Source organism: Williamsia sp. z71 (genome assembly GCF_059553375.1).
This window is the reverse complement of the sequence record NZ_JCANWX010000001.1, coordinates 319,589-344,437: the sequence shown is the minus strand read 5'-3', so window position 1 is coordinate 344,437 and position 24,849 is coordinate 319,589. Positions and strand designations below refer to the sequence as shown.

The window sequence follows — 24,849 nt, the reverse complement described above, 5'->3', positions numbered from 1 at the left end:
CGTTACCGGAGTTTGACGGGTCCTTGACTCGACTGCCGAACCGGAGGCAGGTTAGGTTACCCTCGCCAGAACTGCTCATGCGCGGCACAATCCGCGGTTACCCACGGACAAGAGGCACCTCCGTTGACCAAGAAAACGCGCCGCATGTGGGGTCTGGCACTCTTGCTGACCCTGCTGGTCGTGGTCTGCGTGGCGTCCATCGCGATCGGTTCACGGGTGATCCCGATCGGCGACGTCTGGGACGCCCTGTGGGCCGACAACGTCCCGGGTGCGCCTGACGCGGTCGGGATCGTCCAGGACCTCAGGCTCCCCCGTACCGTCCTCGGGTTGATCGTGGGCTTGTCCATCGGCGCCGCCGGCGCCCTCACCCAGGGCCACACCCGCAACCCACTGTCGGACCCGGGAATTCTCGGCGTCAACGCCGGCGCGGCATGTGCGGTGGTCACCGGTGTCTACATCCTCGGGATCACCACGCCGATCCAGTACATGGGCTTCGGCCTGATCGGCGCGCTGATCGCCGCCAGCCTGGTCTTCTTCCTGGCCTCGGTGGGCAAAGGCGCGAGCCCGCTGACCCTCATCCTCGCCGGAACCGGCTTGACCGCAATGCTGACGGCGATCACCTCGGCAATCGTGCTCGTCGACTCCAAGTCCCTGGAGGCGTGGCGGTTCTGGCAGGTCGGCTCGATCGCCGGGCGCGGTACCGACGTCATCTGGGCCACCCTGCCCTTCGTCATCCCCGGCCTGCTCCTCGCGCTGGCGAGCGGGTTCTTCCTCAACATTTTGTCGCTGGGCGACGACATGACCAAGGCGCTGGGTTCACGGGTTCTGCAGGTCCGGATCGTCGGCATCCTGTCGATCACCCTGCTGGTCGGCGCAGCCACCGCCGCCTGCGGACCGATCGTGTTCCTCGGACTGGTGGCGCCCCACGTGGCCCGGTTCTTCACCGGCCCCGACTACCGCTGGATCGTGCCCTACTCCGCCCTCATCGGCGCGGTGTCCCTCATCGCCTGCGATGTGATCGGCCGGATGATCGCCCGCCCGGGGGAGGTGCAGGCCAGCATTGTGCTCGCCGCGGTCGGCGCCCCGTTCTTCATCGCCCTGGTCCGCGCCAAGAAGCTGGTGGCCGTATGAGTGCTCCCACCAAAGAGGGGTCGGGGGTCCCCCCGGAGAAGTCCTCGACCACGACCGCCCCATCGCTGCCGACCAACCACCTGCGGCGGACGGTGGTGCGTTTCGCCGGCGGCACATTTGTGGTGCGCCCCTGGGCAACCGGTGTCGGGCTGCTCCTGGCCGCGTTGGCATTGTTCCTGTTCGCGTTCAGCATCAGCATCAGCGATTTCCCGATGAGCACCGTCGACGTCGGCCGGATCCTGCTCGGCGGCGGAACCCGCGCCGAGAATGTCGTCGTCTTCGACACCCAGTTGCCGATCGGACTGGTCAGTCTGCTGGTCGGGTTCGGATTGGGCATGTCCGGCGCCCTGACCCAGGTGATCGCGCGTAACCCGCTGGCCACCCCGGACATGCTCGGGATCACCTCCGGTGCCAGCGCCGCCGCCGTCGCCGTGATCGCCTTCGGATCGACCTGGGCATCCTGGCTGGCCGACCTCGGACTGGCCACGGCAGCACTGCTCGGCGGCCTGGCCACCGCCGCGGTGATGTACGTCCTCACCTGGCGCAAGGGAATCGACCCGATCCGGCTGGTCCTGGTGGGCGTTGCCATCACGTGGGGATTGCAGGCCCTGATCGCCTACCTGCTCACCCGCGCCGACATCGATCAGGTGCAACGGGCCCAGCTGTGGATTGTCGGGTCGGTGTCCGGTGCCGGATGGTCGGCGGTGTGGCCGCCGCTGATCGTGCTCATCCCGGCGATCGCCATCGTCTGCATGCACAACCGGAATCTGAGCCTGATCAGCCTGGGCGACGACGTCTGCCGCGGCCTCGGTGTTCGCGCCGGTCCGGTCTCGGCCCTGATCCTGATCGTGGCGGTGATCGTTGCCGCGGTGTGTGTCTCGTCTGCGGGCCCGATCGCGTTCGTCGCGCTGCTGGCGCCCCAGATCGCGATGCGGCTGACCCGCGCCGAGGTACCCGGCCCGATCACCTCCGGACTGACCGGTGCCGCCCTGGTGCTCGGCAGTGACCTGCTCTGCCGCACCGTGATGCCCGCCGGCATCCCGGTCGGCGTGGTCACCGCCGGCATCGGCGGCCCGGCACTGATCTACCTGATGATCCAGATCAACCGAAAGGCCTCGGTATGAGCGCCGCCATCTCGCAACCGAATTCAGCGCGGATCGGGGCCACCGGCCTGCAGGTCGGATACGGCGATCGCACGGTCATCGACGACCTCGACATCAACATCCCCGACGGCAAGGTCACCACCATCGTCGGACCCAACGGCTGCGGCAAGTCGACGCTGCTGCGCTCACTGGTACGTCTGCTCAAGCCCACCGCCGGGACCGTACTGCTCGACGGCACCGACATCTCGTCGATGCGCACCAAGGACGTCGCGCGCATCATCGGTCTGCTACCCCAGAACCCCGTCGCACCAGAGGGTTTGACGGTTTCCGATCTGGTCTCACGTGGCCGTCACCCGCACCAGTCGTGGTACCGCCAGTGGTCGCCGGAGGACGAGATCGCGGTGACACAGGCGCTGGAACAGACCAACTGCACCGACCTCGCCGACCGAACCATCGACGAACTCTCCGGCGGCCAGCGTCAACGCGTGTGGATTGCCCTGACCCTGGCCCAGCAGACGGACATCGTGATGCTGGACGAGCCGACCACCTACCTCGACCTGTCACATTCGATCGACGTCCTCGACCTGGTCGACGACCTGTGCCACGAACACGGCAAGACCGTCATCATGGTGCTCCACGACCTGAATCTCGCTGTCCGCTACAGCGATTGGCTGATCGTGATGCGCGACGGCGAAGTCATCACCGAAGGCACACCGGCCGAGGTGATCACCACCGAACTCCTGGAAGCGGCCTTCGGGCTGCGATCCCAGGTCCTGACGGACCCGGTGTCGGGCGGGCCGATGATCGTTCCGATCGGCCGCAAGACGTAGTCGCCCTCGTCGAGTGCGAAAGCCGCAGGGCTAGAACACGAATGCGGCGCCCAGCCACAGCGATGCCGCGATCAGCGCTCCGGCGAGTTCGATGATCATCGCCACCCCGGCCGCCTTGGTGGCCGCCACCGCACCGTTCCAGCCGCCCCGAACATTCTTGCAACGCCACCATTCGGCCAGGAATGCACCGAGCACAAACCCGATGATCAGTCCGACCACCGGAACGACGAAGAACCCGACGATCCCGAGTAGCCCACCGGTGATCACGGTCCGCCCCGGCACGCCCGAGTTCTTCATCGACTTGTTGGCGACCAGGTATTTGACGGCGGCGGCACCGCCGAGGAACCCGGCTGCGATCGCGAGCACCAGCCAGGCCCAACCGCCGACCACGAACGCCCACACCGCGATTGCGGCCAGGATCAGGGTCAGTCCGGGAAGTACCGGCACCACCACACCGCAGAGTCCGAGAAAGATGACCGCAGCAACAACCAGCTCACCTGCAAATGGCACCGAGAATCCCCACTACCGGTTGTTGTCGACGGCGGAGGACTGCTTGTTCAGTCCTACCTGCGGACGCTGCCCCGCAGGAGGCGAGGACTGCGGGGGCGGGGCCTGCCGCGAGGGAGCCTGGGGTGGGGATTGCGGTGGGGGCGGCGACGTTTGCGGACGGACCGCTGCCGGTGGGCGGCGGGCGATCCGGGTCTGGTTGGCGTCGGCCGAGGGCGCGCGTTCCGGTTCCGACGGCCCCTGCAGCGGCGGCTTGGGCGACGGTGCGAGGGACGCAGTACTGACCGGCCGCACCATTCGCGCGGCCGCGGTGGCGCGCTGGCGAGCGGTCGCGACGTCATCGGCGGTCGCGATCACCACGCCCATCCGGCGTCGGGCGAAGCTCTCCGGTTTGCCGAACAGCCGGATATCGGTTTCCGGAACAGCAAGGGCGGCAGCAACATTCTCGAATGCGATGGCCGGTTCATCAAGTCCGCCGTAGATCACCGCGGAGGCTCCCGGGGAGGCCAAGGTGACGTCGACCGGCAGCCCCAGGATGGCCCGGGCATGCATCTCGAACTCCGAGAGTCGCTGTGTCCCAAGGGTGACCAGCCCGGTGTCGTGCGGACGGGGACTGACCTCGGAAAAGTAGACGTCGTCGTCCTTGACGAACATCTCCACCCCGAAGATGCCGCGGCCCCCGAGATGGCCGTCGCCGAGCGCAGCCGCGATCCGGGCGGCCACCGAGGTGGCGCCACCGAGCGCGGTCTCGCTCATCGGTTGGGGCTGCCAGGATTCGACGTAGTCGCCGTGCTGCTGGCGGTGCCCGATGGGAGCACAGAAGTAGGTGCCCAACTTGCCCGTGGCCGGATCGACCGCACGGACGGTGAGCAGCGTGATCTCGTAGTCGAAGTCGACAAAACCCTCGACGATGACGCGGCCGCCCTTCACCCGGCCGCCGGCGACTGCGTGGTCCCAGGCCCGGTCGATCTCGTCCGGACCGCGAACCACACTCTGGCCCTTGCCCGACGACGACATCACCGGCTTCACCACACAGGGGAAGCCGACGCGGGCGGTCGCCGCCCGGATCTCGTCGGCAGAGTTCGCGAAGGCATACGGCGAGGTGGGCAGACCCAGACGCTCGTCGGCGAGACGGCGGATCCCCTCACGATTCATCGTCAGCGCGGTGGCCCGCGCCGTCGGGATGACCTCGGTGAATCCTTCTTCGTGGATCTCGACGAGGACCTCCGTCGCGATCGCCTCGATCTCGGGCACCACGAAGTCCGGGCGCTCGGCCTCGATCACCGCGCGCAGGGCCACCGGATCGGTCATGTTGACGACGTGCGAACGATGCGCAACCTGGTGCCCGGGCGCGTCGGGGTAACGGTCGACCGCGACAACCTCGACACCCAGGCGCTGAAAGGCGATCACAAGTTCTTTGCCGAGTTCGCCTGCGCCCAGCAACATCACCTTGGTGGCGCCGGGCGACAACGGCGTACCGATCCGCTGCGGCACCGAATTGATCACGACGCCGGATTCCGAGTTGCTGATAGTCACGCGTCCAAGGCTAACCCCTGTGGGCCCGGCAATTGCAAAGGTAGACCCTGTCGAAGGCGATCAAATCTGACCGGTTGGGCCGAATCAGCCCATCCGCGCATGTAGATAGCACCAACGCCACCTCTCCCCGGACTGCAGCGAACGGATCACAGGATGGCCGGTGACCTCGAAATGTCTGGTCGCATGCCGGCGTGGGCTCGAGTCGCCGCAGGCGATGTGCCCGCAGGTCAGGCATCTACGCAGCGGCCCCGGATCGTTCACGCCGTCGGCGGCGCAGTCGAGGCAGACGGCCCTTTCCCCGTCGTGCGCGGTCTCGGATACCGGATCTTGCGCCGGATCAGTGGGTGCCGCCGCAAGTTCCGGGCACAACTCCTCGGCCGGTTCCATCACGTCGGCGGGTTTGATGAGCCGGTGCATCGCCGATCTGCGGATCGGTTTCATCCCCGGCTCCGCTGATCGTGCCCGGCCTCTCCGGTCGCTTGAGCGGCATAGAGATCGATGCCTGACGTGGCGACGTAGACCTCGGTTTCTTCCGAACGACCCCGCAGCAGGGTCGATTCGGATCGTCTCCAGTACGCGGCCTCACTCTCGGTCGCCGACCCGATCACCCGGCCGGACGCCACCGGAGCGGTCGGATCCCGTTTTGCGAACTCGCTGAGCCGGGCCGCCTCGTTCACGGCGTCACCGATCACGGTGTACTCGAATCTCTCTATCGCACCGACGTTTCCCGCGACGACCGGTCCGTACGCGACGCCGATCCCGGCGGCGAGTTCGGGGATCTCCCCGGACAGACGTTCGGAGATCTCCCTGGCGGTGGACAACGCTGCGGACGCCGGGTCGTCCAGTTCCAGTGGCGCACCGAACGCCGCGAGCACCGCATCACCCTGGAACTTGTTGACCAGGCCGGCATGCGATTCGACCGCCGAGACAACCACCGCGAAGAACTTGTTCAACAGCGCGACGACCTCATCCGGGGGTAGCGATGCGGCCAGCGCCGTGGACCCGATGACGTCGACGAAAACGACGGCCACATACCGCTCTGTGCCGCCGAGTTCGGGATTCTGGGCCAGCGCAGCCTCGGCGACGTCCCGGCCGACGTGCCGGCCGAACAGATCACGCATCCGCTCGCGTTCGGAGAGCCCTTCGACCATCAGGTTGAAACCCCGTTGCAGATCGCCCAATTCGGTGCCGTCGTAGACGACCACCCGGACGTCGTTGTCGCCCGCGCTGACCTTGGTCATCGCCTGCTGGACCGAGCCGACCGGCGCCTTGATCGCACTGATGCTGAGGTAGTTGAGCAGAAAACCGGTGAACAGGCCGATGGCTCCGAGCACCATGACCGCCACGAAGACATCGGTTTTGCTGGTGCTGTCCCGAAAGACGGAGAAGAAGGCGACCAGCATCGTCCCGACGATCGGGATGCCCGACCCGAGAACCCAACTCAGCATGACCCGGGTACGTAGTCGGCTACGTCGCTTGATGCCGGGATAGCCGGCTTCGAGGGCCTGGGCCGCCACCGGCCGTAGCGCGAACTCGACCAGTAGGTACGAGATGGCCGAGACCACCGCGCCGGACAGTCCGACCACCAGGGCGATCTTCGGGATGAGTTCGGGGTTCAGGATGCCGTAGCAGAGGGTGAACAGGACCCCGGCGATGAACCACAGCAGTAGCTGCATCTGGGTGAGCACCCACGGCGCCCGCAGCGCCCACCGCGCCTGCTGCGGTGTGGGCTGCTCGTCGCGCAGCGCCCATCGCAGGTGCCGTAGGACCCTGGCCGTGCCGAACGCCCAGCCGAAACAGAAAGCGACGGCGACATATACCGGGGCGGCGATGAAGTTGACCCACCAGAACTTCGTTTCGAGCACACTCGGTTCGGGGATCCCGATCACCACCAGCAGCATCGCGATCGCGGCACCGATCGCGTTGGCGGTCAGCACCGACACCGTGATCAGCAACTGGATCCGGATGCGCTGGCGGCGGGGGGTCTCGGTCGCAGAGCCGAGCAACACCGAACCGAAGTCCGATTCCTGTCCGGGAAATCTCACGCCTTCACCCTCTGCCGATTCATCAACATCCGCAATCTACCGGCTGCGAGGTGCAGCAGCTCATCATGCGGCACCCGGTCCCGCGACGGGATGGTCGGGGCACTCAAACAAAAGCCGCCGATCAGCGCAATGCTGACCGGCGGCCGGTGTGTTCGAAATCCGGATCAGATGATCTCGCGACGAACGATGGTCTGGTCGCGACCGGGGCCGACGCCGATGCAGGAGAAATAGGCGCCGGAGAGCTCTTCGAGACGCAGGACGTAATCCTGCGCGTTCTTCGGCAGCTCCTCGAAGGTGCGGCAGGCCGAGATGTCCTCCCACCAGCCGGGCATCTCCTCATAAATCGGCTTGGCGTGATGAAAGCCGGTCTGGGTCATCGGCATCTCGTCCACCCGCTGCCCGTCGACCTCGTAGGCGACACAGATCGGGATGGTGTCGAGGCTGGAGAGGACGTCGAGCTTGGTCAGGAAGTAGTCGGTGATCCCGTTGACGCGGGTGGCGTATCGGGCGATCACCGCGTCGAACCAGCCGCAACGACGGGCGCGTCCGGTGGTGACACCGACCTCGCCGCCGGTCTTGGCCAGGTAGGCGCCCCACTCGTCGAACAGTTCGGTGGGGAACGGTCCCGAGCCGACCCGGGTGGTGTACGCCTTCAGGATTCCGAGCACCGTGGTGATGCGGGTCGGGCCGATACCCGAACCGACCGATGCGCCACCGGCCGTCGGGTTCGACGAGGTGACGAAAGGGTAGGTGCCGTGGTCGACGTCGAGCAAGGTGCCCTGCGAGCCTTCCAGCAGCACGGTCTCACCGGATTCGAGCGCCTGGTTCAGCAGCAGTCGCGTGTCGGCGATCCGATGCTTGAATCCTTCGGCCTGACCGAGGACCTCTTCGACCACCTTCGCCGGATCGAGGGCACGACGGTTGTAGATCTTGGTGAGGATCTGGTTCTTGATCTCGAGTGCGGCCTCGACCTTCTGGGTCAGGATGCTCTCGTCCAGCACGTCGGCGACACGAACCCCGACGCGGGCGATCTTGTCCTGGTAGCAGGGACCGATACCACGTCCGGTGGTACCGATCTTCTTGTTGCCCAGGAACCGTTCGGTGACCTTGTCGATGGCCACGTGGTACGGCATCAGCAGGTGGGCATCGGCCGAGATCAGCAGACCCGAGGTGTCGACGTCCCGGTCTTCGAGTCCCCCGAGTTCGGTCAGCAACACACCGGGGTCGACGACGACGCCGTTACCGATGACGTTCTTGACGCCGGGGGTCAGGATCCCGGAGGGGATCAGATGCAGGGCGAAGGTTTCACCGTTGGGTAAGACGACGGTGTGCCCGGCGTTGTTTCCGCCCTGGTACCGCACCACCCACTGCAGACGTCCACCCAAGAGATCAGTGGCTTTACCTTTACCTTCATCGCCCCATTGGGCGCCGATCAGCACGATCGCAGGCATGTACGCGCTCCTTCCGGCCGGTATACGCCAGATGCGACACCGAACCGTGGGTCAACCCTACTTGGTCACGAACGGATATCCGTGACCGGACCTCCCGGCACGCGGTGGTGGCTCACAAAATCGGCGCCGACTCGGCGATCAGTAGGATCGCCGATAGGCGAAGGTGTGGGACAGGTGGGTCCACCGGATATGAGCGAGGACCGAGTGCGACCAACAGATGTACGGGTGATGGCCGACGAGTCGGTGCGGGTCATCGCCGAGGAGTCCGCGGCGGCCGAACTGATCCCGGCCGGGCTCGAAGCGGTCCGCACCACCCGCGAGCGGGCGCCGATCATCTCCGCCCTGACCGAGGCCTTGTCGGATCCGGCGGTCAAGCGTTTGATCGTCGTCGCCGGGCCCGAACTGCCGGACGCTTTCTGTGCCGCGGTGGTCGGCCGCCTGATGCTCCTCGAACGACTCGATGTCGAGGTCGCGCTGGTTCTCCCCTTCTCGACGCCCGCCACTCGCGTATACGGCCTGCCCAGCGGGCAGCGGGCCGCGACGCTGGCCGTCGAGGGGACGGCGGTGGAGGTACCGCTGATCCGCGACGACATGGCGATCGTGTTGCTCGGCACCGCCCGCCAGCGCGGCGTCGACGGCGAGTTCGACGGCGAGAGCTACGTCGACAGCACACTGCTGGTCCGAGGCAAGGCCAAGGCGGTCGTGGTCGAACCCATCCCCGAGATGCCCGGGGTACGCGCCCGGCTGGACAAACGCTTCCGCGCGCGTTGGCATGTCGGCCGGGCCGCACAGACCGGCGCGCCGGCGCTGATCGTCGAACGCGACGGCGTCACCGCGCAACGCCCGACCAAACGCTCGACCTTCTACCGGCATCAACAGAATTGGCACCTGGTGCGACCGTGACGTCCGGCACCATCGGGGTGCTCGCCCGCGCCGTCCGTCCCGGACCGGTGTTCCTGGCCGTTGTCGCGGCCACGGTGCTCGGCGGGGTGATCCTGTGGAATGCCGGTGGCGAACGCACTCCGACGGCCATCTTCGGCGCGCTGCTGATGGTGATCGGCGGTTGGGTCATCTCACTGTGCCTGCACGAGTTCGCCCACGCCGTAACCGGATTCCGGTTCGGGGACCACGGCGCCGCGCTCCGCGGTTACCTGACTCTCAACCCGCTCAAGTATGCACATCCGGGGCTGTCGCTGGTCCTGCCGTTGCTGTTCATCGTCCTGGGCGGTATCGGATTTCCCGGTGGTGCGGTGTACATCAACCAGGCCGGTTTCACGAAAGCCCAACGGAGCCTTGTCTCGGCCGCGGGGCCGCTGACGAACATCGCGTTGGGCGGGGTCTTGCTGGTGCTGATCGGCAGCCAAGATCTGTACGCGGTGCTGCCCGAGCTCAATTTCTGGTCGGCGCTGTCGATGCTGGCGGTCCTCCAGATCACCGCGGCGTTGCTGAATCTGCTCCCGATCCCCGGCCTCGACGGCTACGGGATCATCGAGCCCTATCTCTCGGATCAGACGCGGCGTTCGGTGGAGCCGATTGCGCCGTATGGCTTTCTGCTGATCTTCGTCCTGCTGTTCATCCCCACGCTGAACAACCTGTTCTTCGACATCGTCTACGGGATCTTCGAGTTGGGCGGCGCCGACCGGGCGCTGGCGCCGTGGGGCTGGCAGCTCTTCGTTTTCTGGCGCTAGCCCGAACCCGATGATGTGCCCTTTTGGCGAACAAAACCCCAGGTGGGCCCGCCAAAAGGGCACATCATCGGAGGGCGGGGAGGTTACCAGGTGATCTTTTTGTGGCAGTTCTCCTGCATGCCGGCCGGGTCGACCTGGATGGTGGCGTGATCGAGTCCGTGGGCCTCGAGCACTTCCCGGGCCGCGAGTAGAACAGCCGCGTTGTCGGAGGTCGTGGTCACGTGCACCGTCGCCACATCCATGCCGGTGGTCAGGGTCCACACGTGCAGGTCATGCACACCGGTGACTCCGTCGATGCCCACGAGTTCGCACCGGATCTTGTCGACGTCGACGTGTTGCGGGGCCTGCTGCGCCAGGATCCGAATGGCATCCAGGGCCAGTCGAATGGCTCGCGGCGCGACCCACAAGGCGATCAGGACGGCGACGACGAGGTCGGCATAGGGCCAATTCGTGGTCATGGTGACCACACCGGCGATCAGGACACCGACTGATCCGACGGCGTCGGCGAGCACTTCCATGTATGCCCCGCGCACCGCGATGCTCCCCTTGGAGTCGCTGCGCAGGAGCAGCATCACCACGATGTTGGCGACCAGCCCGATCAGCGCGACGACCACCAGGGTGAGCCCGGGGACGTCGGGATCGGTACCGATCCGCTCGATCGCCTCGTAGAGGACGTAGACCGCGACACCCATCAGCAGGATCGCGTTGGCGATGGCGGTGAACACCTCGGCGCGATGCCACCCGAACGTCTTGACGTCGTCGGTGGCGCCGTGGCGGGCGAGCAGCAGTGCGCCGAGCCCCATCAGCATCGCGACGACGTCGGTGAGCATGTGGCCGGCATCTGCGATCAGAGCCAGCGAGTTCACCATGACGCCGACGGTGATCTCCACGACGAAGAACACCGAGATGATGACGGCGCCGACCACCATGGGCCACAGCCTGCGATGCTCCCCCGTCAGCACGGGCGAGTGACTGTGTCCGGCATGGCTGTGCGAGTGACCCACCAACGCCCCCTCTGGTAGACGGATGCGGCCGGAATCAGCCGGACACCAATATATGCACGTTCTTGCATGTGTTGCAAGAGGTGCAATCACCGCAAGGTGGCGATCGCCGATACCCGGGACAACCCACAGACCATCAGCAGATCGACCAGCGTCGACCTGACCTGCGCCAGGATCACGGTCTCGGTGAGACCGCTGTCCTTGACGAGGCTCTTGCCCGACCGCCGCGCGATACTGCGCAGCACCCGTGCGGCTTCAGCCTGGTCGGGCTGGTGCCCCGGATCGGCCAGCATCATGTCGTTGAGCACATAGAAGGCGTGTCCGAGTTGCGAGACCAGGTCGATGATCTCGGGCTGGATCTGTTCGGAGTTCTCGACGGCCCCGACCGCGCGGCGCGCCAGCACCCGGACGTTGCGGACCGCATTGTCGAGAGGGTCGGCCACCGCCGCGACCCGATCGAACCGCGAGTGGTTCGCCCAGTGCAGCGGCGAGATCCGGCTGATCTCCTTGCCGCCGGAGATGTCGGCACGCATGGCGTCGATACCCGACTGCGTGCCGCGCGCCCGGTCCAGTGCGGCGCGAACCCGCTCGGAATCCATCCGCTTGAGGCTGCCCGCCACATCGACGAGGACGTCGGCGATCGTGGACATGACATTGGCGGCATCACGCCGGGCACGCAACACCGGGTGGATCGGGACCAGCGCGATGACCACGAGCGCCACCACTCCGCCGGTGAAGGCGTCGATCATGCGGTTGAAGCCTTCCATCCCGCCGGGCGGCAACAGTGTTGCGACCAGCACCGCCGAACTCGCCGCCTGCATGGGAACCAGCGGGCCCTTGTCGAGGAGGATCGCCGACGACATCGCGATCACCACGACGACCATGATCTGCCAGGTGCCCGATCCGATCACCGAGATGATGAGGTCGCCGACCGCCACGCCGACCGTGACACCGAAGGCAACCTCCATGGCGCGGCGCCAGCGCCTGCCCACCGAGAGACCCAGCGAGATGACCGCGGCGATCGGCGCGAAAAACGGTTGTTTGTGTCCGAAGACCTCGGTGGCGATCAGCCACGCCAGACCGGCGCCCAGCGCACACTGCAGAACCGGCACGATCGCGACCCGCAAGCGTTGCAGGGGCGCGCGAAGCCGGGCCGGGATCCGGTCCCGATCGATCGGGATGCGGTCGATCAGGCGGCGTCCCGACCGGCCGGACGCGTCAGGCGAGCCCGAGCTCGCCGGCGGCTGCGGGGTCACTTTCATTGAGCAGGTCGAGGCAGCGGAGGTATTCGTCTTCCTCACCGATGGTCTGCGCCGCCCGGGCGAGGACCCCGACACAACGCAAGAAGCCCTGGTTGGGCTCGTGGCTCCACGGAACCGGGCCGAATCCCTTCCACCCGTGGCGGCGGAGCTGATCGAGTCCGCGGTGGTAACCGGTGCGGGCGTAGGCGTACGCGGTGATGGTCGCGCCCTCGTTCATGGCTGCTTCCGCCAGGTAGGCCCAGGCAATCGAAGCGGTGGGATGAGCTGCGGCGACGGCGGCTGGATCGGCCCCGTTCAACAGGTCCGATTCCGCCTCGTCATCTCCGGTCAGCAGGGTGGGCTGGGGGCCGAGTAGATCTCCGAAGGACGTCATGGCCCCATTGTCGCAGCTCGGCCCGAGAACCGGTCGACCCGTACACCCTGCCCCTCCGTTAGATAGGGTGAGCCGAACGCTGCGCGGGGGGTATCTCGGTATCGAGTTCTTCGCCCGCTTCTGCGCTGAAATCAGTTGTCGGTCTAGGGACAGGGCTGGGTGGATGTCACATCCTGACGATGAGGGTAATTCGTTGGTGAACCGGACGTTTTCGACGTTTCGTAAGCGTCGCGAACAGAAGTACGGGCCGGCAGCTCAGACGCCCCCTGCTCCGCAGAACCGCCTCGATCGCAGGCCGGAGCGTGCAGAACCCGCCGCGTCAGATCAGACGGCGCCGGATCGCGCACCCGACGAGCACCCCGTCGCCTCGACCGACGGTCGTCCGAACGGCACCGGGACCGACCACATCGCCGCCGACAACAGCGCAGCCGACAACGGCGGGCTGCCGATCACCGCCTCTGCCACCCCGCAGACCAGCCCTCCCGAAACCGAGGTTCCCGGAACACCGGATGCCGAACTCGAGCCCGAAGCCGAAGCGACACCCCCGGCAGACGACATCGAGGCACCCGAGCCGGAGACACCCGAGCCGGAGACACCCAAGCCGGAGACATCCGAACTCGACGCCACCGAGGTCGGTGTGCCGGAGGGCGCCTGGCCCGATGACGTTGCGGCGGAAGACGCGGCAGTCGAGGACACTGCCGAACCGGTGTCCACCACACCCGAGGTGACCGACGCAGAGGTGACCGGGGCAGAGGTACTCGAACCTGAAGCAACCGAGGTCGAGGCGTCCGCAGTCGAGGTATCCGAGCCCGAAGCACCCGAGCCCGAAGCACCCGACTCCCCCACTGTCGAATCCACAGACGCCGACTCCACAGACGTCGAACCCGCCGCCGTCGAACCCGCCGCCGTAGAACCCGCCGCCGTAGAACCTGCGGCCGTTGAACCTGCAGCCATTGAAACCCCTGCGGTTGAAACCACCCCTGCCGAGGCATCTGCTGTCGAGACGCCTGCCATCGAGGTGCCCGAACCGAAGAGCCCGGAACCGGTGGCCGACACCCCGGTAGCCACCGAAGAAGCCGAATCCCACACCGTCGCAACGGAATCGACCCCGCCGACCCATCTCGCATTCAGCGAAGCCGAGACCACCCGCTTCGCAGCGGTGCCCCCGACACCGGTCGTCCCGGTCGCGCCGCCCGGGTCACCCGCCGACGACAACGAGACCGAACGGATCAACACCGGCTCCGAAGCGACCACCGAACGGATAAACATCGGTAAGGCCGCGACACCGAAGAGCGCCACCCGGCCCGCCGCGCAGGCGTCACCGAAGAGCGCCACCCGGCCCGCCGCGCAGGCGTCATCGGTCGGGAACTGGAAAGCAGAACCTGCCACCCCGCAGTACATTCCAGCCGGCGGCGGCAATCCGCGGCAGCGGCCACCGGAGAACAAACCCAAGAAATCCCGCAAGGGTCTGTGGACATCCCTCGTCGCTCTCGTCGCGATCATCGCCGCTGCTGTCGTGGTGGTCGCCCTGGTCGCCGGCGGCAGTGAAGAATCGGTGGCCCCCGCCGACGTCGCAGCCGACCGCGCTCTCGAATACGTGACCGCTCTGCAGGACGGCAACATCGTTGTCCTGCGCGCCATCACGTGCGGTGAGGCCCTGGAACGTTTTACGACGATGTCCGATCAGGAGTTCGCCGAAGACCACCAGATCCAGAAGGACAACAACGAACTCGTCGGGGTCGACGGCGTCAAGGCGTCGAAGATCATCGACGACGGGGACGCCGCGGTGGTCGAAGTGATCGCCTACAAGACCGCAACGCCCGACGAAAAGCTGGATGTCGCACTGACGCTGAGCAAGGTCGACGGCGAATGGAAGGTCTGCAAGGCCTGAGGACGCAACAAACGACCGCATTTTCACCGCCCGGGAACGCTACGCTCCTGGGGTGCCCTCATCGCAAGATCGGTCATCTGTGAATCCGCCCCCCGCCGACCGCGCGGTGAACGCCCCGGCCACTGTGGCCCAACCGGTCCTGCAGTCCGGTCTGCCCACGGTGGACAACTCCCACGCCACCACCGCCCCGGTGGCGGCTGCGCGACATCATGCGCCGCCGAGCCCGGAGCGACGCAGGCAGGCACAACCGACCCCGAACCCCGCGCCCACTGCGCAGTTCGAGCAAGCGGTGGTGCCGCCGCGGCCCGGCGTCTATTCACCGCCTGCCGCCTACTCGGCGACGCCCTACCCCACTGCCCATTCCCAGCCCGCGGCCACGTATTCGCAGGCTCCTGCGGGCCGGCCCCATCCGTCGCCCGGGTCCGGTCACGGGATCCGGCCGCCCCAGCCGTACCCGGGGGGCCATCGGGGTCCGTTGCCCCAGAGTCCACAATCGACCTACCGTCCGGTGGAGGTCGATCCCGGCTCGATTCGGATGACCACAACAACGCAGCGGCCACACCGCCGGGTTGATACCTCGGTCTTATGTGCAGCCGCTGCGTTGATCTTGCTGGCGCTGGCAGTCCTGGTCGGACTGATGCTCTGAGCTGTTGTCAGCCCAGGATCGACTTGCCCGTCGACTTGAGGTCGTTGCAGGCCTCGACGACACGCTCGCTCATCGACGCTTCCGCCTTCTTCAGGTAGTTGCGCGGGTCGTAGACCTTCTTGTTGCCGACCTCGCCGTCGACCTTCAGGACGCCGTCGTAGTTCTGGAACATGTGTCCGGCGATGGGCCGGGTGAACGCGTACTGGGTGTCGGTGTCGACGTTCATCTTGATGACGCCGTAGCTCAGCGACTCTTCGATCTCACTCTTGAGTGAGCCCGATCCGCCGTGGAAGACGAAGTCGAAGGGCTTGGAACCCTCGGCCAGACGCAGCTTCTTGACGGCCACTTCCTGGCCGGTCTTGAGCACCTCGGGACGCAGCTTGACGTTGCCCGGCTTGTAGACGCCGTGGACGTTGCCGAACGTCGCGGCCAGCAGGTAGCGGCTACCGGTGTCGCCCGCCCCGAGCGCCTCGATGGTTGCCTCGAAGTCTTCGGCGGTGGTGAACAGCTTGTCGTTGATCTCGTTCTCGACACCGTCTTCTTCGCCACCGACCACGCCGATCTCGATCTCGAGGACGATCTTCGCGGCTGCGGCCTTGGCCAGCAGTTCCTTGGCGATCTCGAGGTTCTCGTCGAGCGGGACCGCGCTGCCGTCCCACATGTGCGACTGGAACAACGGGTTCTGACCGGCGTCGACGCGGGCCTGCGAGATCTCGATCAGCGGGCGGACATAGGTGTCGAGCTTGTCCTTGGGGCAGTGGTCGGTGTGCAGCGCGACCAGCACGTTGTACTTCTCGGCAACAACGTGTGCGAACTCGGCGAGGGCCACCGCACCGGTGACCATGTCCTTGACGCCCAGGCCCGACCCGAACTCGGCACCACCGGTCGAGAACTGGATGATGCCGTCGCTGCCTGCGTCGGCGAATCCCTTGATCGCGGCGTTGATGCTGTTCGAAGAGGTGCAGTTGATTGCCGGGAAGGCAAACCCGCCTTCCTTCGCCGCATCGAGCATCTGTGCATATTGTTCGGGGGTTGCGATGGGCATATGTCCTCCAGCTGCAGTTTCGTTGTTGTCTCTGGTCAAGTATGGCAAGTGCCCCTCGACACCGCCCCTCCCGGACCGGCAGATTGAGTTCTGGAGACGATCACCCGGTACCCTTGGCTTCTGTGATCGAGACTCTTCTTGCCCAGACCACCACCGAAGTGGCCTTGTTGCCTGGGTTCCTGGACCCGATCAACCTCCTCAACTCGTTCGGAACATGGATGTTGGGCGGCTTGCTCCTCGTCGTGTTCATCGAGTCGGGGCTACTTTTCCCGCTGCTGCCCGGCGACTCGCTGCTGTTCACCGCCGGGCTGATCGTGGCCGCGAAATCCGATGAGATCGAGCCATTCGCCCCGCTCTGGGTGCTGTTGCTGACCATCCCGATCGCCGCATTCCTCGGCGATCAGGTGGGTTACTTCCTCGGCAACCGGTTCGGTTATTCGCTCTTCAAACCCGACGCCCGGGTCCTCAAGACCAAGTACATCGAAGAGGCCCACGTGTTCTTCGAGAAGCACGGCCCGATCACGATCTTCCTGGCCCGCTTCGTCCCGATCGTGCGTACCTTCGCACCACTGGTGGCCGGTGCCGCAAAGATGCGTTACCCGACGTTCCTCGTCTACAACGTCATCGGTGCCATCGTCTGGGGTGCCGGTGTGACCCTGCTCGGTTTCTGGCTCGGGCAGATCAGCTTCATCCAGGAGAACATCGACTACATCTTCTTGTTCATCGTCTTCGTCTCGGTCCTGCCGATCATCAGCGAGCTGTACAAGCGCTGGCGCAGGCGTGACGACGTGGACCCGATCGCCGACCCGGCGATCGAGCCCTCCGACAGCCCCAGCTAGCGCCAGGGGGGCGGAAACCTGCAACGGCTGTTCAGTCCGCGCTCAACGTCGCGTAGATGCGATCGGAGAGTTCCTGATCGTTCAGGTCGAGGATCTGATTCCAGAAGAACACCGCTTCGGGACCATACGAGTGACCGTGGCCGTACGGCACCTCTGCAGCGAAGACCATGTCCAGGGTCACCTGCCAGAACGAGACGAACGGTATCCAGGTCATTCCCTTGTCGATATCGTCGCCCCGCGGTTCATCGAGCCAATCAGGTTTGCTCCGAAGAAGATTCGACGACCACCAGACGATCGGGTCGCTCGGATGCTGCCAGTAGACGATCCGCGGGGTCTCCCACTGCCCCATACCCGGCGCGTAGAGATCATCCGGCGCCGACGCAAACCGGACGTTCTCGCCGCCGTAGATCACCGGCAGGATTTCTCGGCTGCCGGGATCGCGCGAATCGGTGATCCGGCGCCATTGTGAGGTGAAGTTGGGCGTGCCCACAAACAAGGCGCCGTCGGTTCGGGCAATCATGTCCTGCGCGCCGGAAAATGCGTCCTGCGACCCGTACGAGCCGAGCGATTCCCCGAATACCAGCAGTTTGGGACGACCGTCTTCCGGAAATGAACTCCACCGGTCATAGACCGCTTCGAACAGTGCCCGTCCGGCCAACCGGGGTGTTTCCCGGTCCGCGAGAAATGCCAGCGGACTCGGGAGGAACGAATACTGCATGGCGGCAATCGCGGAGTCTCCGCCCGAAAGGTATTCCAGCGACGCCGCGACGTGCTGGTTGACCCAGCCCCGGCCGGTGGTGGTGACCACCGCCAGGTATTCGCGGCTGAAGGCATCGGTGCGGTCGAGTTCTGCCACGACACCTTCGGCCAGCGCGTTCGCCGTCGTGGCGCCCTCGTCCAAACCGGACTCGTCGACGGAGGCCCGTCCGGCGTAGACCCGGATCGGTTCCAGCGCGGGACGGCCGGTCAACTCGGCGATCTGCTGCCGGCGCGGGCCACCGGCCACAAATGTTCGCCCCTCGCGCCCCAGCGAATCCCAGCTCTCCACGGATCCCGGAGAACCCGAACGTTCCGTCTCGGTCGGCTGGACCACGCCGTCGGCCGTGCCTTGGTCCGCGGCCATTGCCGAACCGTTCGCGACCCGGGCCACCCCGGCGGTCACCAGGCCGTCCACGGCCAGCAAGAACACCACCGCGACCACCAGGACACTGACGCCGATCGCCACCGGGTCGGGCAGGAAACGGTCGGCCAACCGGTAGAACAGTCGCACCAGCCCGGCGATACCACGCCCGAGGTAGAGGCAGACGAAAAACACCACGACACCGAGGACGAAGACCCCGATGTAGTCCCAGTTGCTCCCCGGTTCGATCCCGACCAGTTCACGCGTGATGTCCTGCCACCACGAACCCAGGACCAAGAACAGCGGTAGAACGATCAGCGCGGCCAGCCCGATCGCGTACCACCCGATGCGTTGCCAGGTCGGCGGCCATTCCCGGGTCAGCCCGCATTTGCGGAAGATCCAGACAACCAGGACACCGATGCCGTAACCGATCGCAACGCTGATGCCGGTGGCCACCGCCTGCAGAGCCCACGTCCGTGGCAACAGCGAGGGCGACATCGACCACGCGTAGAAGAAGAGACCGAACACCAACCCCACGGGTTCGAATCTGCTGAGCCACTGTCGAATTCGGTGAAACCCGGGCTTGTGCGGTTCATCGGCGACCGGTGCATCGACCGGCCCCTCACCGGCCGTGCGCTCACCTGGTGGCTTGTTCGGCACCGGATCGTCGGGCGACGGCCCGGTGGACAACTGATCGGGGATCTGGCTCATCTCGACCCTTCTCGGGGGGACATCCTGCGTGTGGGTCGAATCCCTGTCCGACCCATCAGGGCGGCGTCGATTCGAAATGTTCCATTTCGGACTCAAAGGATCAGCGGGGGACCGGGTACGTGCGAGCCGATAAATACGCTCCCAACAATCGCAGATCACCGGCCGGTGGCGCAACGAAACCGTCTGCCAGACAATGCGGATGTATTGATAGAAGGGCCGCACGTTTCCGCGGTTTCGACATCTCCCATTGCCGATGAGCCGAGCGACACTTCAGCCCCTTCGGGACAACCTCATCGAGCCACCCTGAAAACTGTCATATAGCCGGGCACCGAGGGCAATCTTCCCTCGGAGCCATTGCAGGTGACAGTTTTCGGGGGCAACTCGCGGTGTCGGTCGGCGATCACCAGGCCTGGTCCAGATCGGCGTGCCTACTGATCCACGCATGCATGGCGATACCGGCCGCAACGCCGGCATTGATGGAGCGGGTGGACCCGAACTGCGCTATCGACACGGTCAGGTCGGCCTGCTCCTGCGCATCGGGGCTCACACCCGGACCTTCCTGGCCGAACAACAGCACACATTCGCGCGGAAGATCCGCGGTTTCCAGCGGAACCGAACCCGGCGTGTTGTCCACCGCGACCACGGCCAGCTGGTTCTCGCGAGCCCAGACCATCAGGTCGTGGACCGATTCGTGGTGCAACACATGCTGATAACGATCGGTCACCATCGCACCACGCCGGTTCCACCGGCGCCGTCCGACGATGTGAACGGCACTGGCCAGGAAGGCGTTGGCGGTGCGGACCACGGTGCCGATGTTGCCGTCGTGGCCGAAGTTCTCGATCGCCACATGGAACGGATGACGTCGGGTGTCGAGGTCGGCGACGATCGCCTCCCGCGTCCAATAGCGGTATGCATCAACCACATTGCGTCGATCGCCGGCTGCGAGCAGCTCGGGATCGTAGCGTGGGTCGGTGGGTGGTTCGGTTCCGTGTTCGTCGACCCAGGGACCGACTCCGACGGCCGGTTCACCCCATTCGGTCGGGCCGGCTTCCTGTTCCACTCAGGCCAGGCCGATGTCGCTCAAGCCGAGCAGCGACCGGTATTCCACGCCCTCGGCGGCGATGACCGCGTCGGCGCCGGTGTTGCGGTCGACGACGGTCGCCACACCCACCACGATCGCGCCGGCATCGCGCAGTGCCCGCACCGCCGTCAGCGGCGAGTTGCCGGTGGTGGTGGTGTCCTCGACCACCAATACCCGCTTCCCGACGATGTCGGGGCCTTCGATCTGGCGTTGCATGCCATGGGCTTTGGCCGCCTTGCGGACCACGAACGAGTTGATGGGACGCCCGGGGGCATGCATGATCGCGGTGGCCACCGGATCTGCGCCCAGGGTCAGTCCACCGGCGGCGACGTAGTCCCAGTCGGCGGTCAGCTCACGCAGCAGAGCACCGATGAGCGCGGACGCCTCGTGGTGCAGGGTGGCGCGGCGCAGATCGACGTAGTAGTCCGCTTCCGCACCCGACGACAACGTCACCTTGCCGTGGACCACCGCGAGTTCTGAGACCAGTTCGGCCAACCGGAGGAGTCCCCCGGCGGGAACGATCTCGGGGGCTACTGGGTCAGTCAACGGGTCCTCCAGGTCGGCGTGGGATGGTGCCGGACGAACCCGGCTGGCGTGGGATCGGGCCCGACTGACGGATCGGCGGGAGCGGACTGCGACCGGCAGGATCACTGTTGCGCGGGGGTGTCGACGGCCGGCGGATCGGCTCGGCGTCGCGGGTTGAAGATCGGTCATCGGGCCCGGACGACCGGACCGGCGGCCGGGGCGGAAGATCTTCGCGACGGATGTTCTCGGTACGCGGATCGGCGAGTCCACGGCGTGACCGCCCGGTGGGGCTGGACGGGTCACGGGGGTCCGGTGCACCCTGCGGATCGACGATCGGGGGCAGGACCCGCAACAGATCGGTGAAACGTCGCACGGTCTCCAGAGCGGTGTCGAGACGCTCGGGATCGTTGGTGATCGGCATCGACCCCAGCGACCAGGCGCCCTCGTTCCACAGGATCTCGATGTAGTCCGGTGCGTTGGTGGCCAGGGTCACCATGCGGCGGTCACAGACCCGCCGGGCCACATCGAGGTTGCTCGAGAACATCACCCGTTTACCCATCGCACCGAGCAGTTCGACATCGGGCTCGGCCGGGGCCAGGGTCTTCTCGTGCCGCAGATCGATGATCACACTGGACGCGGTGGTGCGCCGGATCGCGACGATGGTGGCGGTCTCCGCGAGATCGAAGACAAGCGTCTGCTCGCCGTAGTACGTTCCCTCGGCGACATCCTGAACTTCGATGTGGTCGGGCACATTCATGCCGGCCCGGACGAAGTCCCGCTTGAGGCCGGGATCGGTTGCGCGGTATGTGAACCCGTGCTGGTCGCCCCAGATCGCACGTTCCTGACGTACGCCGGTGACGCGCTTACGATCAAGCCACAACAGCGCACCGGCACCGGCCAGCGCCACTGCGGCGATCAAGAAGTAGACGACAGTCATCACGGCTCAGCTTACCGTGGCACCCGCAATTGACCTGCGAACGGATCACCAACCCTCGGGGGTGTCCGGCGGTCGGTGCCGCGGCGCGTCGTGATCAGTTGTCGGGTATCGACGCCGACACCCGCCCGTCGACGATGAGGTCGACGGTGGTGGCGTCCTCGCTTTTGACAATTCGGACCACCACCAGGTCGCCTTTGGCGAGGTCGGTCACCTCGTCGCCCTTCGCGGACTCGACGTGGGTGTCCGGACTCAGGGTCAGTTGATGTTTGCGGCCGTCCGGGGTGTGCACGGACAAGATCTCGTCGCTGATGCCGTCGATCGTGCAGAGCATGATCTTCGATCGCTCGGTCTCGAGCTTCTCGGGCAACGCATCGGATTCGGCGGTGTCGTCGGTCGAGTTCATTCCGGCCTGATTCGGCGGGACATAGGTGAACTCGGCCGACGATTGCCCCGAGTCGTTGCGCTGCGCGCCCAGGTGGACGCAATAGGCCAACGCCACACCGGCAACGGCCAGCCCGGCGACACACAACAACGTCACGACAATCGTCGAGCGCGGTCGGGTTTCAGGCACGTGTCCGAACATAGAAGCCCAGCCTGAGATCCATCTGTGAATAGGCACAGGTTGGTCGAAACATCTCAACTGACCCGCACGTACCCGACCGATCCCCTGCCCGACCGGGTGGACGTCGACCTCTCAGCCGGCCCGCACGTATCCGACCGATCCCCTGCCCGACCGGGTGGACGTCGACCTCTCAGCCGGCCCGCACGTATCCGACCGTCTTGTCGACCTCGTTGGCCGGCGCCCGGCCCGCCGCATACTCGCGCAGGTTGTCGAGGAACAGGTCTGCCAGTTCATCGCGCCAACCCACGACGTCCCCGCTCATGTGGGCCGAGACATTGACGTTCTCCATCTCCCAGAGCGGGTTCACCTCCGGCAGGGGTTCCACCTCGAACACGTCGAGCGACGCCGCCGCGATGGTTCCGGACCGCAGCGCAGCGATGAGGGCACGTTCGTCGATGAGCTGCCCCCGGCCGACGTTGATCAGATGCGCGGTCGGTTTCATGGCGGCCAGCACCTCGGCGCTGATCAGCCCCCTGGTCTCCTCCGTCAGCGGGGCGATGGTGATCACGTTGTCGAACCGGCCGACGTACCCGGCGAGGTCGTCGGTGGTCAGGACCGTCCCGAAGTCGGGGTCGTCGGTACGTTCGGTGCGGCCGGCGCCGGTCACCTTCAGTCCGGCGGCCCGGAGCAGCCGGGCAACCGCCCGCCCGATACCCCCGGTACCGATCACCAGGACACTGCGACCGGCGGTCCGGATGGTGTCGCGGCGCTCCCAGCGCTTCTCGTGCTGCAGCCGTTTGGACCGGTGGAACTGTTTGTCCTGGGCGATGATCGATCCCAGCACGAACTCGGCGATCGGCCCGTCGAAAACACCGTGCGCATTGGTGACGGTGACCTTCGACGACCGCAACTCGTCGAACAGCATCGCGTCGACGCCGGCGGCGCACACGTGTACCCATCGCAGGGCCTTCGCGTGCGACCAGTTGTCCCGCAGCGCGGCGGAGAAGAAGTCCCAGAGCAGCAGCACATCGGCGCCTTGCCCGTCGGCCAGTGCGGCCCCGAGGCTGGTGGTGGTACACATGCGCACCTCGGCGACCTCGCGGATCTGCGCCAGATTGGCAGGTTCTCCGAGGCCCTCGCGGCCCAGGATCGCAACGACCGGCTTTTCCGACTTCTCGTGGCGACTTCTGTTCTGCCCGACTCCCATGAGGCCACGTTAAGGCAGTGAACCAACATCTACGACCGCAACTGTCTAATTGTTGACAATCCTGCAATCTGCCGTCACGGTGTACGAATGAGCCCCACCCAGCTGAGTCCCGCTCTGAAACAGGCGACACCGGTGGTCGTCGACCACGCTCAGGGGTCCTGGATTCATGGCACCGACGGAGTCGACTACCTCGACTTCACCACCGGCATCGGTGTCACCAGCACGGGCCATTGCCACCCGAAAGTGGTTGCCGCAGCGCAGGAACAGTGCGGCAAGATCATCCACGCGCAGTACACCACCGTGATGCACAAGCCGTTGCTCGAGCTCACCGAGAAGCTCGGCGAGCATCTGCCCACCGGCCTGGATTCGGTGTTCTACGCAAACTCCGGCTCCGAGGCCGTCGAAGCCGCCGTACGCCTGGCCCGAATGGCCACCGCCCGGCCCAACATCGTCGTCTTCCAGGGCGGTTTCCACGGACGCACCGTCGCCGCGGCCACCCTGACCACCGCCGGGACCCGTTTCTCCGCCGGCTTCTCACCACTGATGGGCGGGGTACACATGGCCCCGTTCCCCTATGCCTACCGCTACGACTGGGACGAGGTGACCGCGGTCGAGTTCGCGCTGCGCGAGCTCGACTACCTCTTCGCCTCCCGGGTCGCCCCCGACGACACCGCGGCATTCCTGATCGAGCCGGTACTCGGCGATGGCGGTTACCTGCCCACACCCCCGGCCTTCCTCGCCGGCCTGCGCGAACGTGCCGACCGGTACGGCATCGGCCTCATCCTCGACGAGGTCCAGGCGGGTGTGGGCCGGACCGGAAAGTTCTGGGGCCACCAGCACACCGACGGTCTGACCCCCGACATCCTGATCACCGCCAAGGGCATCGCGTCCGGATTCCCGATCTCGGCCATCGCCGCCCCCGAGGCGCTGATGGCCAAGGCCTGGCCCGGGTCGCAGGGCGGCACCTACGGCGGCAACGCGGTCGCGGCGGCGGCCGGTGTGGCCACGCTCGAGGTCATCGCCGAGGAAAACCTGGTGGACAACGCCCGGATACGCGGCGACCAGATGCTGCAGGGGCTGGCCGAACTCGCACCGAAGTTCAGCGAGATCGGGAACGTCCGCGGCCTCGGCCTGATGGCGGGTATCGAGTTCGTCGACGCCGACGGCGCCCCGGACGCCGTGACCGCCGCGGCCGTCCAGCAGGCCTGCATCCCCGAGCGACTACTGACGCTGACCTGCGGTCCGATGGGCAACGTGGTTCGCCTGATCCCCGCACTCGTGGTCACCGAAGACGAGATGGCCACCGGGTTGAACAGGTTCGAAGCCGCGCTGACCGCGACCCTTGGATAGTGGTGGTC

General features: G+C 66.1%; 24 protein-coding genes. 9 read left to right on the top strand and 15 right to left on the bottom strand.

Annotation, left to right across the window (positions count from 1 at the left end):
• Nucleotides 1-144 precede the first annotated feature (144 nt).
• From AC51GR_RS01455 to AC51GR_RS01445, 3 genes are read left to right on the top strand one after another with little or no spacing between them, the layout of a single operon-like run.
• Entirely contained in the window at nucleotides 145-1,131 is a 987-nt protein-coding gene (locus AC51GR_RS01455) for a FecCD family ABC transporter permease (protein ID WP_496323336.1), read from the top strand.
• Entirely contained in the window at nucleotides 1,128-2,255 is a 1,128-nt protein-coding gene (locus AC51GR_RS01450) for a FecCD family ABC transporter permease (RefSeq protein ID WP_496322854.1), read from the top strand. Before AC51GR_RS01455 ends, AC51GR_RS01450 begins: the two co-directional genes overlap by 4 nt.
• A complete protein-coding gene (locus tag AC51GR_RS01445; protein ID WP_496322853.1) occupies nucleotides 2,252-3,064 on the top strand; it encodes an ABC transporter ATP-binding protein in 813 nt (270 codons plus the stop codon). The genes AC51GR_RS01450 and AC51GR_RS01445 overlap by 4 nt, the downstream gene beginning before the upstream one ends.
• A 30-nt stretch (nucleotides 3,065-3,094) precedes the next feature.
• On the opposite strand, the gene AC51GR_RS01440 is transcribed toward AC51GR_RS01445, so the two are convergent.
• The 5 genes from AC51GR_RS01440 to AC51GR_RS01420 all read right to left on the bottom strand — a co-directional run bounded on the left by AC51GR_RS01440 (nucleotide 3,095) and on the right by AC51GR_RS01420 (nucleotide 8,603).
• A complete protein-coding gene (locus tag AC51GR_RS01440) occupies nucleotides 3,095-3,574 on the bottom strand; it encodes a DUF456 domain-containing protein (protein WP_496322852.1) in 480 nt (159 codons plus the stop codon).
• Between the two features lie 12 nt (nucleotides 3,575-3,586).
• Nucleotides 3,587-5,107, bottom strand: a complete 1,521-nt coding sequence (gene purT, locus AC51GR_RS01435) for a formate-dependent phosphoribosylglycinamide formyltransferase (protein ID WP_496322851.1) — start codon at nucleotides 5,105-5,107, stop codon at nucleotides 3,587-3,589.
• 84 nt (nucleotides 5,108-5,191) lie between these two features.
• Nucleotides 5,192-5,548 carry a UBP-type zinc finger domain-containing protein gene (locus AC51GR_RS01430; RefSeq protein ID WP_496322850.1) on the bottom strand — a complete coding sequence of 119 codons (357 nt, stop codon included), beginning with the start codon at nucleotides 5,546-5,548 and terminating at the stop codon, nucleotides 5,192-5,194.
• On the bottom strand, nucleotides 5,545-7,152 hold the full coding sequence (locus AC51GR_RS01425) for an adenylate/guanylate cyclase domain-containing protein (protein WP_496322849.1): 1,608 nt from the start codon (nucleotides 7,150-7,152) through the stop codon (nucleotides 5,545-5,547). The genes AC51GR_RS01430 and AC51GR_RS01425 overlap by 4 nt, the downstream gene beginning before the upstream one ends.
• Nucleotides 7,153-7,316: 164 nt before the next feature.
• Entirely contained in the window at nucleotides 7,317-8,603 is a 1,287-nt protein-coding gene (locus AC51GR_RS01420; protein ID WP_496322848.1) for an adenylosuccinate synthase, read from the bottom strand.
• Between the two features lie 189 nt (nucleotides 8,604-8,792).
• Here AC51GR_RS01420 and AC51GR_RS01415 point away from each other — a divergent pair, with 189 nt between their 5' ends.
• Both AC51GR_RS01415 and AC51GR_RS01410 read left to right on the top strand, forming a co-directional pair.
• Entirely contained in the window at nucleotides 8,793-9,506 is a 714-nt protein-coding gene (locus tag AC51GR_RS01415) for a hypothetical protein (RefSeq protein WP_496322847.1), read from the top strand.
• On the top strand, nucleotides 9,503-10,291 hold the full coding sequence (locus tag AC51GR_RS01410) for a site-2 protease family protein (RefSeq protein ID WP_496322846.1): 789 nt from the start codon (nucleotides 9,503-9,505) through the stop codon (nucleotides 10,289-10,291). Before AC51GR_RS01415 ends, AC51GR_RS01410 begins: the two co-directional genes overlap by 4 nt.
• A gap of 83 nt (nucleotides 10,292-10,374) precedes the next feature.
• On the opposite strand, the gene AC51GR_RS01405 is transcribed toward AC51GR_RS01410, so the two are convergent.
• From AC51GR_RS01405 to AC51GR_RS01395, 3 genes are all read right to left on the bottom strand, one after another.
• A complete protein-coding gene (locus tag AC51GR_RS01405; RefSeq protein ID WP_496322845.1) occupies nucleotides 10,375-11,295 on the bottom strand; it encodes a cation diffusion facilitator family transporter in 921 nt (306 codons plus the stop codon).
• A gap of 86 nt (nucleotides 11,296-11,381) precedes the next feature.
• Nucleotides 11,382-12,548, bottom strand: coding sequence for an FUSC family protein (locus AC51GR_RS01400; protein WP_496322844.1), 1,167 nt, complete (start codon nucleotides 12,546-12,548; stop codon nucleotides 11,382-11,384).
• Nucleotides 12,511-12,927: a DUF3151 domain-containing protein gene (locus tag AC51GR_RS01395; RefSeq protein WP_496322843.1), complete on the bottom strand. Its 417-nt coding sequence runs from the start codon at nucleotides 12,925-12,927 to the stop codon at nucleotides 12,511-12,513. Before AC51GR_RS01395 ends, AC51GR_RS01400 begins: the two co-directional genes overlap by 38 nt.
• Before the next feature lie 196 nt (nucleotides 12,928-13,123).
• On the opposite strand from AC51GR_RS01395, the gene AC51GR_RS01390 reads away from it, so the two are divergent.
• Together AC51GR_RS01390 and AC51GR_RS01385 are read left to right on the top strand one after the other, a co-directional pair.
• Nucleotides 13,124-14,818: an Rv0361 family membrane protein gene (locus tag AC51GR_RS01390; RefSeq protein ID WP_496322842.1), complete on the top strand. Its 1,695-nt coding sequence runs from the start codon at nucleotides 13,124-13,126 to the stop codon at nucleotides 14,816-14,818.
• A gap of 79 nt (nucleotides 14,819-14,897) precedes the next feature.
• On the top strand, nucleotides 14,898-15,464 hold the full coding sequence (locus tag AC51GR_RS01385) for a hypothetical protein (protein WP_496322841.1): 567 nt from the start codon (nucleotides 14,898-14,900) through the stop codon (nucleotides 15,462-15,464).
• Between the two features lie 7 nt (nucleotides 15,465-15,471).
• Here the strand turns inward: AC51GR_RS01385 and fbaA are convergent, their stop codons facing one another.
• On the bottom strand, nucleotides 15,472-16,509 hold the full coding sequence (fbaA, locus tag AC51GR_RS01380) for a class II fructose-bisphosphate aldolase (RefSeq protein ID WP_496322840.1): 1,038 nt from the start codon (nucleotides 16,507-16,509) through the stop codon (nucleotides 15,472-15,474).
• A 122-nt stretch (nucleotides 16,510-16,631) separates the two neighbouring features.
• On the opposite strand from fbaA, the gene AC51GR_RS01375 reads away from it, so the two are divergent.
• Complete coding sequence (locus AC51GR_RS01375) at nucleotides 16,632-17,348, top strand: DedA family protein (RefSeq protein ID WP_496322839.1); 717 nt, start codon at nucleotides 16,632-16,634, stop codon at nucleotides 17,346-17,348.
• A gap of 31 nt (nucleotides 17,349-17,379) precedes the next feature.
• Here AC51GR_RS01375 and AC51GR_RS01370 read toward each other — a convergent pair whose 3' ends face one another.
• The 6 genes from AC51GR_RS01370 to AC51GR_RS01345 form a co-directional block, all read right to left on the bottom strand.
• Nucleotides 17,380-19,179: an alpha/beta hydrolase gene (locus AC51GR_RS01370; RefSeq protein ID WP_496322838.1), complete on the bottom strand. Its 1,800-nt coding sequence runs from the start codon at nucleotides 19,177-19,179 to the stop codon at nucleotides 17,380-17,382.
• A 400-nt stretch (nucleotides 19,180-19,579) separates the two neighbouring features.
• Nucleotides 19,580-20,239, bottom strand: coding sequence for a TrmH family RNA methyltransferase (locus AC51GR_RS01365; RefSeq protein WP_496322837.1), 660 nt, complete (start codon nucleotides 20,237-20,239; stop codon nucleotides 19,580-19,582).
• Complete coding sequence (gene pyrE / locus AC51GR_RS01360; protein WP_496322836.1) at nucleotides 20,240-20,806, bottom strand: orotate phosphoribosyltransferase; 567 nt, start codon at nucleotides 20,804-20,806, stop codon at nucleotides 20,240-20,242.
• Nucleotides 20,799-21,722, bottom strand: coding sequence for a TtfA family protein (locus AC51GR_RS01355; protein WP_496322835.1), 924 nt, complete (start codon nucleotides 21,720-21,722; stop codon nucleotides 20,799-20,801). The genes pyrE and AC51GR_RS01355 overlap by 8 nt, the downstream gene beginning before the upstream one ends.
• Nucleotides 21,723-21,816: 94 nt before the next feature.
• Nucleotides 21,817-22,293, bottom strand: a complete 477-nt coding sequence (locus AC51GR_RS01350) for a hypothetical protein (protein WP_496322834.1) — start codon at nucleotides 22,291-22,293, stop codon at nucleotides 21,817-21,819.
• A gap of 181 nt (nucleotides 22,294-22,474) precedes the next feature.
• Nucleotides 22,475-23,491, bottom strand: coding sequence for a D-2-hydroxyacid dehydrogenase (locus AC51GR_RS01345; protein ID WP_496322833.1), 1,017 nt, complete (start codon nucleotides 23,489-23,491; stop codon nucleotides 22,475-22,477).
• An 87-nt stretch (nucleotides 23,492-23,578) separates the two neighbouring features.
• On the opposite strand from AC51GR_RS01345, the gene AC51GR_RS01340 reads away from it, so the two are divergent.
• A complete protein-coding gene (locus tag AC51GR_RS01340; protein WP_496322832.1) occupies nucleotides 23,579-24,841 on the top strand; it encodes an aspartate aminotransferase family protein in 1,263 nt (420 codons plus the stop codon).
• Nucleotides 24,842-24,849: the final 8 nt, after the last annotated feature.